The sequence below is a fragment of the Phenylobacterium sp. genome (genome assembly GCF_036264965.1).
In the GTDB taxonomy this organism is placed as follows: Bacteria; Pseudomonadota; Alphaproteobacteria; order Caulobacterales; family Caulobacteraceae; genus Phenylobacterium.
The window spans coordinates 22,512-31,472 of sequence record NZ_DATAPY010000136.1; the positions used below are offsets into that span (position 1 = coordinate 22,512).

Annotated in this window: 7 protein-coding genes; 3 read left to right on the plus strand and 4 right to left on the minus strand. The window is 68.7% G+C overall.

Annotated elements, in window-relative coordinates; all coding sequences use genetic code 11:
• The first annotated feature begins 6 nt into the window (after window positions 1-6).
• Entirely contained in the window at window positions 7-1,188 is a 1,182-nt protein-coding gene (locus tag VHS75_RS18250; RefSeq protein WP_329640039.1) for an amidohydrolase family protein, read from the plus strand.
• Here VHS75_RS18250 and VHS75_RS18255 read toward each other — a convergent pair.
• The 4 genes from VHS75_RS18255 to VHS75_RS18270 form a co-directional block, all read right to left on the minus strand.
• Window positions 1,176-3,035: an ATP-binding protein gene (locus VHS75_RS18255; RefSeq protein ID WP_329640040.1), complete on the minus strand. Its 1,860-nt coding sequence runs from the start codon at window positions 3,033-3,035 to the stop codon at window positions 1,176-1,178. The genes VHS75_RS18250 and VHS75_RS18255 overlap by 13 nt on opposite strands.
• Window positions 3,036-3,105: 70 nt before the next feature.
• Window positions 3,106-4,848, minus strand: coding sequence for an acyl-CoA dehydrogenase (locus VHS75_RS18260; protein WP_329640041.1), 1,743 nt, complete (start codon window positions 4,846-4,848; stop codon window positions 3,106-3,108).
• Window positions 4,849-4,890: 42 nt separating this feature from the next.
• A complete protein-coding gene (locus tag VHS75_RS18265; protein ID WP_329640042.1) occupies window positions 4,891-6,009 on the minus strand; it encodes a dipeptidase in 1,119 nt (372 codons plus the stop codon).
• Entirely contained in the window at window positions 6,006-7,334 is a 1,329-nt protein-coding gene (locus tag VHS75_RS18270; RefSeq protein WP_329640043.1) for an amidohydrolase family protein, read from the minus strand. The genes VHS75_RS18265 and VHS75_RS18270 overlap by 4 nt, the downstream gene beginning before the upstream one ends.
• A 175-nt stretch (window positions 7,335-7,509) precedes the next feature.
• On the opposite strand from VHS75_RS18270, the gene VHS75_RS18275 reads away from it, so the two are divergent.
• Both VHS75_RS18275 and VHS75_RS18280 read left to right on the plus strand, forming a co-directional pair.
• The gene (locus VHS75_RS18275; protein WP_329640044.1) at window positions 7,510-8,115 is read left to right on the plus strand and encodes a YceI family protein; all 606 of its coding nucleotides are present in this window, start codon (window positions 7,510-7,512) and stop codon (window positions 8,113-8,115) included.
• Between the two features lie 33 nt (window positions 8,116-8,148).
• Window positions 8,149-8,961 (plus strand): cytochrome b (locus VHS75_RS18280; RefSeq protein ID WP_329640045.1); only part of this gene is annotated, 813 nt, incomplete at its 3' end.

An 8,961-nucleotide genomic window follows, 5' to 3' on the forward strand; every position in this document is an offset into this window, starting at 1 on the left:
TTTCGCATGCCGTACGTCGAGGGCCAAACCATCCACGACGCCGACAGCCATGTGATGGAGCTGCCGGGCACGATCAACCGCTATCTCGACCCGAGATTCCGCGACGCCTTCGTCGAGAAGACCGGCCGCAAGGACGTGCTGCCCGAATGGTTCGCCAAGGCCGCGGCCCAGGCCGAGAACCCCGAGTTCCTGGCCGGCGCCGAGGCCAATATCCTCTTGCGCAAGAACTACGAAGCCCTGGGCGCCTTCAAGGCGTCGGACCGGCCGAAGACGCTCGACTACCTGGGCTTCGCCAGCCAGCTGGTGTTCACCACCGCCTGCCTCTCCAACTTCGGCCTGGAGCAGATGGGCGAGGCGGAACTGGCCGTCGAGGCCGCTCGCGCCCACAACCGGATGATGACTGAGTTCTGCTCGGTGGACCGCCGGCTGTTGGCCACCGGCTATGTGCCGCTGATCGACCGCGCCCGCGCCGTCGACGTCGCCCGCGAGGCGCTGGCCCTGGGCGCCAAGGCCCTGGTGATCCCGTCGCGCCATCCCAAAGGCTTTTCGCCCAGCCACGTGGAGCTCGATCCGCTCTGGGCGCTCGCACAGGAGGCCAGGATCCCCGTCCTCTTCCACGTGGGCGGCGAGGAGAAGATGCATCACGACTACATCGAGAACGGCCTTCCCTTCGTGAAGGACTTCCATGGCGGCGACGAGAACTTCACCTCGCTGACCTTCATGGCGATCCCGCTCTCGGTCTGGCAGACGCTGTCGGCCCTGGTGATCGACGGGGTGTTCGACCGTTTCCCGCGGCTGAAGTGGGGCGCGATTGAACTGGGCGCCTCATGGCTGCCCAGCCTCATGCAGTACCTCGACTCCGGCGTCGCCGCCTTCGGCAAGGAGGAGCGGCTGCAGAAGCTCTCCGGCAAGCCCAGCGAGATCCTACGCCGCCAGTTCCGCGCCACGCCCTATCCGCACGAGAACACCCGCTGGATCATCGAGAACACGGCGCCGGAAATGCTGCTGTTCTCGTCGGACTTCCCGCACATCGAGGGCGGCCGCAATCCGCTGAAGCGGTTCAACGAGAGCCTCGACGGCGCGTCCGACGAGGTGAAGCGCCGCTTCTACCGCGACAACTTCATCGACCTGATGGGCGCGGGCCTGGACCCGTCGCTGCACGACCTGCCGAAGCTTCAGGCCGCCTGACGCTTGGCCGCCGGCGCGGCCATCGCCCGGGCGACGGCCTCCATCAGCTCCTGGATCTGGATCGGCTTGGAGCTGTGCTCGGTGAAGCCCAGCTCCAGATAGCGTTCGCGCCCACCTGAGGTCACATCCGCCGTCAGGGCCACCACCGGCGCGTCGCGGTTGGGGCCGGCCTCGGCGCGCAGTTGCTGCAGCACCTCGACGCCGGTCATGCCGGGCATCTGGATGTCCAGCAGGACGAGGTCGAAGGGCCGGGCCGCCATCTGTTCCAGGGCCTCGACCCCGCTGGCCGCCTTGGCGACCTCGTGGCCGAAACTGGTCAGCAGCTGGTCGAGGACCAGCAGGTTCACGGCGTTGTCGTCGACGGCCAGGATCTGCAGCCCGCCGACCGCCGACACCGCGCTGTCCGTGACCGCGGGCCGGGCCTGGGCCGGGCCATCCGCCACCGCGAGGGGAACCTTGATGTGGAACGTCGAGCCTTGGCCAAGAGTACTCTCCGCCCAGACCTTGCCGCCCATCAGCTCGATCAACTGCTTGGCGATGGACAGGCCCAGGCCCGTGCCGCCGAACTTGCGCATCTCCGACTCGTCGCCCTGGCTGAAGCGGGTGAACAGCTGCGGCAGGTGCTGATCGGCGATGCCGATGCCGGTGTCTTTGACGGCAATGTGCAGCAGGACCGCGCCTTCGCCGTTGGGCATGGCGTCGGCAATCACCGAGACCGAGCCCTGGTCCGTGAACTTCAGCGCGTTGCCCACCAGGTTGAACAGCACCTGACGCAGGCGCAGCGCGTCGATCAGGGCGAAGGCCGGCAGGCCCGGCTTCATGTCGAGGATCAGGGCGACGCCCTTCTCGTCGGCGCGCGGACCCCAGAAGCCCACCAGCCGCTCCAGGAACAGCCGCATGTCCTCCGACGCCGGCAGGATATCGAGCCGCCCGGCGTCGATCTTCGAAACGTCGAGGATGTCGTTGAGGATCGAGAGCAGGTACTCGCCCGAGTCGATGAGCACCGCGAGGCGCTCCTTCTGCGCGGGATTGGTCTCGTCGCGTTGCAGCAACTGGGCCATGCCAAGGACCCCGTTCATCGGGGTGCGGATCTCGTGGCTCATGGTGGCCAGGAAGTTGGATTTGGCGCGGCCGGCCTGGCGGGCCTCCTCGCGGGCCGCATCGGCGGCGGCCCGCTCGGCGATCGCCTGGTCGCGGGCGGTCTCCAGCTGCGGGATTATGGCGAAGTTGTCGGTAAAGGCCTCGTGCAGGACGTTGACCGTTCGGTTCGAGCCCTCAGCCATCAGGGTCATCAGGAGCGCCAGGCTGGCGCCACTGATCAAGACCGCGGCGGCGGCCGGCGGGGTCAGAAGTAGGACCGTGACGAAGATGATCGCGGCGAACACCGGGATAGCGAAGCCCCAATAGACGCGGCGCGACAGGGCGGCGGTCGAGATCGCCACGGCCAACAGGGTGCAGGCCTGCATCGCGAAGAACAGCAGTTCGCCCGGACGGCCGCTGAGCGCGACGGCCGCGGTCGGGATCAGGTATCCGCTGAAGCGGAACGCGCTCAGCCACGCGAGGCGGCGGAAGCCCGCGTCTTCGTCGGCTTCGGCGGCGCCGCTGAGCCAGCGGCGAATGAAATGCTGGTTGATGACATCGATGGCGCAATAGCCGACAAAGGCTGCGACGCCGACCAACGGGCGTCCGAGCAGCGAAAACCCGACAGCGGCCAGCGCGTTGAAGGCCGCGAAGAATCCGATCGGATGGACCATCCCGTGCAGGGTGAGATGGTAGAGGCTCAGGCCACGGTGGCCGGCCTCCCTCGCGGCGCGTACTCGCGCGAATTCCCAGACAGGCTTTGTCATTCGGCCCCCACCTTGCGGACAGGATGGGCGGCAAAAGTAAAACTTCGGAGAATCCCGTACGCGAATCTACTTAGGGCGCGAGCGCTGCGGCGGTTGTGGATTCCATGTCCAGCGCCCCATCCATCAGGCCGTCGGCCACGCCCGGCGCGAGGCTGAGGACCTGGCTGGAATAGACGCGGGCCAACGCGCCCTTGCTCTTCATCCAAGGATCGTCGGAACCTGCCGCCGCGAGGGCCTGGCGGCCCAGCATGGCGCCGCCGATCACGTCGCCAGCCAGTTTCAGATACGGCGTGGCGGCGGCCAGGCTGTCGGCGCCCCGGTTCGCCAGCAGCCAGTCTGTGGCCCGCTCCAGCGCCGCGACGCCGGCGGCCAGGCGGCGGCCGACGGCGGCCAGGTCCGGAACCTCGGTCAGGCTCTCGGCGGTCAGGGCCAGCTCGGCGCACAGCGCCCGCATGACCCCGCCGTCTTCCATGCCGACCTTGCGGCCGACCAGGTCGATGGCCTGGATGCCGTTGGTGCCTTCGTAGATCGGGGCGATGCGGGCGTCGCGGTAGTGCTGGGCAGCCCCGGTCTCCTCGATGAAGCCCATGCCGCCGTGGACCTGCACGCCCAAGGACGCCACCTCGACGCCGACGTCCGTCGACCAAGCCTTGGCGATGGGGGTCAAGAGCTCCTGGCGCGCCTTCGCCGCAGCGCGCTCCTCCTCGCTGTCCGCCAGGCGGGCGAGGTCCGAGAGCACGCCGGTGGTCAGGCAGATGGCGCGGGCGGCCTCGATCTTGGCCTTCATCAGCATCAGCATCCGCCGCACATCCGGATGGCCATAGATCATGCCGTCGGCTTCCCAGGCCGTGCGGCCCTGCTTGCGCTCCTGGCTGAAGGCCAGCGCCTGCTGGAAAGCCCGTTCGGCGATGGCCACGCCCTGCACGCCCACCTGCAGGCGCGCGGCGTTCATCATCACGAACATATGCGGCAGGCCCTGGCCCAGTTCGCCGACCAGTTCGGCCTCGGCGCCCTCGTAGAGCATGACGCAGGTCGGCGAGCCGTGGATGCCCAGCTTGTGCTCGATGGAGCCGGCCCGGAAATCGTTGCGCGGGCCCAGCGTCCCGTCGTCCTTGACCTGGAACTTCGACGCGAGGAACAGGCTGATGCCCTTCACGCCGGGCGGCGCATCAGGGGTGCGGGCGATGATCAGATGGCAGATGTTCTCCGCCGCGTCGTGGTCACCCCAGGTGATGAAGATCTTCTGGCCCGCCAGCCGCCAGCCGCCATTGCCGTCCGGCTTGGCCATGGACGTCAGCGCCGAGAGGTCGGAGCCGGCCTGCGGCTCGGTCAGGCACATGGCTCCGGTCCATTCGCCGGACACCAGCTTGGGCAGCACCAGGCGCTTCTGGCGCTCGGTGCCGTGCAGGGCGATGGCCTCGATAGCGCCCTGGGTCAGCATGGGGCAGAGGCCGAAGGCCATGTTGGCCGAATGCACCATCTCGAAGACCGCCAGCTCCATGGCCTTCGACAGGCCCTGGCCGCCGTGGTCCGGATCGGCGCTGAGCGAGTTCCAGCCGCCCGCGACGAAGGCCTGATAGGCTTCGGCGAACCCCGGCGCGGCGGTGACGTGGCCGTTCTCGTAGCGCGCGCCCTGGGTGTCGCCGCCGCGGTTCAGGGGAGCCAGCACGTCGGCGGTGAAGCCGCCGGCCGCCTCCAACACCGCGGTCACGGTGTCGCTGTCGAGGTCCGGGAAGGCCCGGGCGATCAGGGCGTCGTGGCCGACGCTGGAGAGCGCGAAGGCGAGGTCGCGGACGGGCGCGCGGAAGGTCATGGATCAGGCTCTTCTAAGTCAGCTGGCGGCGGTGTTTTAGGCTCAGGCGCCCCAGATGTCGCGGGCGTAGCGTGTGAAGTTGCCGCCCAGGATTTTCTCCACGGTCGCCGGCTTGTGGCCGCGCTGCTCCAACAACCGTGCGAGCTTGCGGAACTGGCCCGGTCCGCGCAGGTCGTCGGCGAAGGGATGGGTGTCGGCCCGCTCGCCCGGCGCGGAGATGCCCTTGGCGACCCGCTCCTCGTGTTCCTTGGTCAGCGCGGCCTTGTAGGCCTCCAGGTCGTCGATCTGGGTTATGCCGCCGTCGGTGCCGATGCCGACGTGATCCTCGCCGCAGACCTTCAGGGCGTGCTCGATGTGGGCGACCACGTCGGCGGCGGTGGCGTGGCCCGACAGGTTCAGGAACGGCATGAAGTAGATGCCGACGAAGCCGCCCTTGTCGGCGACGAGTCGCAGCTCCTCGTCGGTCTTGTTGCGCGGCAGGTCGGTGAGCGCACGGCAGCCGGTGTGGTTGATCGAGATCGGCTGCTTCGAGGCCCGCGCGGCGTCCAGGCAGATCTGCCGGCCGGAGTGGCTCAGGTCCACCATCGCATGGTTGGCGTTGATGCGCTCGATCACCTCGCGGCCGAACGGCGTCAGGCCGCGATCCTCCGGAGCCATGGAGCCGCCGCCCAGCTGGTTCTCGTTATTGTAGGTGAGCTGGAAGACGCGAACGCCCATGTCGGCGAAGACGTCCACGCGCTTGGCGTCCTTGCCCATCATGGCGCAGTTCTGGAAGCCATAGATCAGGCCGATCTTCTTCTCGGTCTTGGCCCGGGCGATGTCGGCGGTGGTGAACACCTTCAGGAGATCGCGCGGGTTCTCGCGCACCATCCGGTCCCAATAGGCCACGTCGGCCACCGTGCTCTCGAACGGGTCCTTCGGACCGAACACATAGCCCAGGGTGCAGTTCACCGCGGTCATGCCCGAGGTGTGGGCGTCGCCCAGGATGCGCGGGGTCATGACCACCCTCGGCAGGTCGGGCGTATTGGGGTCCAGCAGGCCGCCCAGCGCATTGATCACCGTCCAGCCGGCGATCGGGTCCTTGGCTTTCGGAGCCGTAAGAGCCGGCGTCGCGGCTGCGGCGGCGCCCAGGGCCAGGACGGTGCGGCGGTCGAGGCTCATGGGGCGTCTCTCAGTTCCTGTTCGGTAGGCGGCTTGAACTCGGCGCGGGGATAGGCCCGGCCACGCTTGATCGTGGTCTCCAGGCTTTTCAGGTTCTCGATGTTGGCGGTGGGATCGCGGCTGAACACGATCAGATTGGCGAGCTTACCCGGCGCGACGGTTCCCATGTCGACGCTCTGCGCCGCGGCGCGTGCGCCGACCTCGGTGGCCGCATGGATCGCCTGGGCCGGCGTCAGGCCCGCTTTGCTGACGAGCAGCGAGATCTCGTCATAGACCGTCGGCCAGGGGTCGGAGGCGGGCGCGATCCCGTCGGTGCCGGTCGACAGCGGCACGCCGGCGCGGAAGGCCTGGCGGGTGAGCGCCGCGGCCAGGTCCAGCGAGCAGAGCGGCGGGCGGCCTTTGGGGTTCCTGGCGAACCGCTCGGCGTCCTCGGCGTAGACGCGCAAGGTGGGGTCCAGCAGCGTCCCCTGCGCCTTCATCCGGGCGAACAGGCCGGCCATCACCGGGTTGTCGCCGCCGATCATGCTCTTCGGATCGACCGGAACCCGCGCCTGATAAGACGCCGGGACGCCGACCACCTGATAGGCCATGTAGCAGGTGTGGGAGATCACATCGGGGTGCGCGTCCAGCACCTGGGCCGGCGTGGTCGGGAAGATGGCGCTGTGGGTCCATACGACCATGCCCTGGCGGTGCGCCTCGGCGGCGATCTTCTTCACCAGGTCCGGCGGTAGGTTCGCATAGATCTTGATGGCGGTGGCGGAGGTCCCCTTGGCCAGGGTGACGGCGTTTCGGACGTCGGTCCCGGCGTCGATCGCCTGCATCCAGGGCGCATGGCCCGGCTCGACGCCGAAGTTGGCCGCATGGGTCCGCGGGTCGACGAAGAAGGACGGCCCCGCCATCAGGGCGGCATAGAAGATGTCCGGCCCGGGGACCTCGGCGGCGCGGGATTCGCGCGCCAGTTCGGCCACCGAGCGAAGGTCGTCGGCCATGTCGCGGATGGCGGTCACCCCGCCATAAAGGTCGCGGCGCATATTGGCCTCGGCCGCGCGGCGGTTGGGCGGTGTCGCCAGATGCTCATGGCTGTCGATCAGGCCGGGCGCCAGGTACTTGCCGGTCAGGTCGACGACCTTCGCGCCGGCCGGCAGGGCCAGCTCGGCGTCCGGGGCGACGGCCTTGATCCGCTCGCCCTCGACCAGCACCGACATGCCGCCCCGCGCCGGCGCGCCGGTCCCGTCGATCAGGCTGGCGTGGCGGTAGAGCGTAGCGCCGGGCGCATCTGCCGCGCCTGCGGAACCCGCAGCGAGAATGGCGGCGTACGCCGCCACAGCGGCCCTCAAGCCCAATCGGATCACGCAAAGCCCCCTGACTGACGCCGTAAGCGATAGGTCGCGCGCCTGCGCCGGGCAAGCCTGGGGGCTCATACGGCGTAAATCCGCTCCGCCGGACTTTCGGCTAGGTTCCGCGCCCACCATCTTGGCCCGACACCTTCGGAGCTGGACCATGAGCCGCATCTTCGCCACCGCACTCGCCCTGACCCTTGGCCTGGGCGGCGCAGCCGCGGCGGCGCCCTCCACGACCGATCCCGCCAAGGTGCCGGCGGGCAGTTACGTTCTCGACAAGCGGCACGCGAGCCTGACGGTGAAGATCGTCCACATGGGCTTCTCGCACTACACCCTGCGCCTCGACGGCCTGGACGGCTCCTTCACCTACGACCCGGCCAACTGGCAGCAGACCAAGGTCAATTTCACGGTCGATCCCAGGTCGGTCGACACCCACGACCCCTCTTTCGACAAACAGATCGCCGGCTACTTCGAGCCCGACAAATATCCGACGATCACCTTCGTCTCGACCGCGGTCAGCGGCGGGGCGGACGGCAAGGGAACCGTCACTGGCGACCTGACCTTCCATGGTGTCACCAAGCCGGTGACGCTGGACGTGACCTTCGACGGCGCCGGGCATGGGGTCACCCCGATTGGCACCCGGCTGGGCTTTTCCGGCGCAACCCAGATCAAGCGGTCCGACTTCGGCCTCACCGGCATGATCCTGAACCAGTTCACCAGCGACGAGGTGGACGTGATCTTCGAGGTCGAGTTTGAAAAGAAGTAGTAGGTAACTCGAAGCTCCGCTGGAAAGGCCTCCATGACCAACGCCCGCAACCTGTCCGGCCTGGGACGCAAAAGCCGCTACGCCACCGTCGCCATCATCCTGCATTGGCTCATCGCGCTGGCCATCGTGGCGCAGGTCGCGATCGCCTGGCGGATGGACAACAAGACGCCGGAGGGCTTCGCGCTCACCCAGCTGCACAAGTCGATCGGCATCTCGATCCTGGTGCTGAGCATCCTGCGGCTGGGCTGGCGGCTGACCAATCCGCCGCCGCCGGAGCCTGCGTCCCTGGCGCGCTGGGAGAAGGTGCTCTCGGCGATCGTCCACTGGGGCTTCTACGTGATCATGATCGGCATGCCGCTGACCGGCTGGCTGATGGTCTCGACCAGCCGGACGGCGATCCCGACCATCCTTTTCTGGTCCGTGCCCTGGCCGGACATCCCGGGGACGGACGGCCTCGCCCCCGCCGCCAAGCATATCGCCAACGCCATCGGCAAGAACGGTCATGAACTCCTGGCCTTCGGCTTCTACGGCCTCTTCGGGCTGCACGTGGCTGGGGCGCTGAAGCACCAGCTGTTCGAGCGCGATACGCCGGTGCTGTCGCGCATGGCGCCGGGCGCCGTCGCCGGCCGCTGGTGGGACCCGCGCCTGTTGCTGATCGTTCTGGCCGTCGCGGCGACCGCCGCTTTCGGCGAATTCGTCCAGCCGCCGCGCCCGGCCTCGGGCCCGGCTCCGGCCGCCGAGGCGCCGGCGACGCCCTTCTTGGCCGAGACCCCGGCCGCGCCGGCTCCGGCCGCCGGCGCCGCGGCGGCTTCGCCCGCAGCGCCTGCGGGGCCGGCGGAGTCCGCC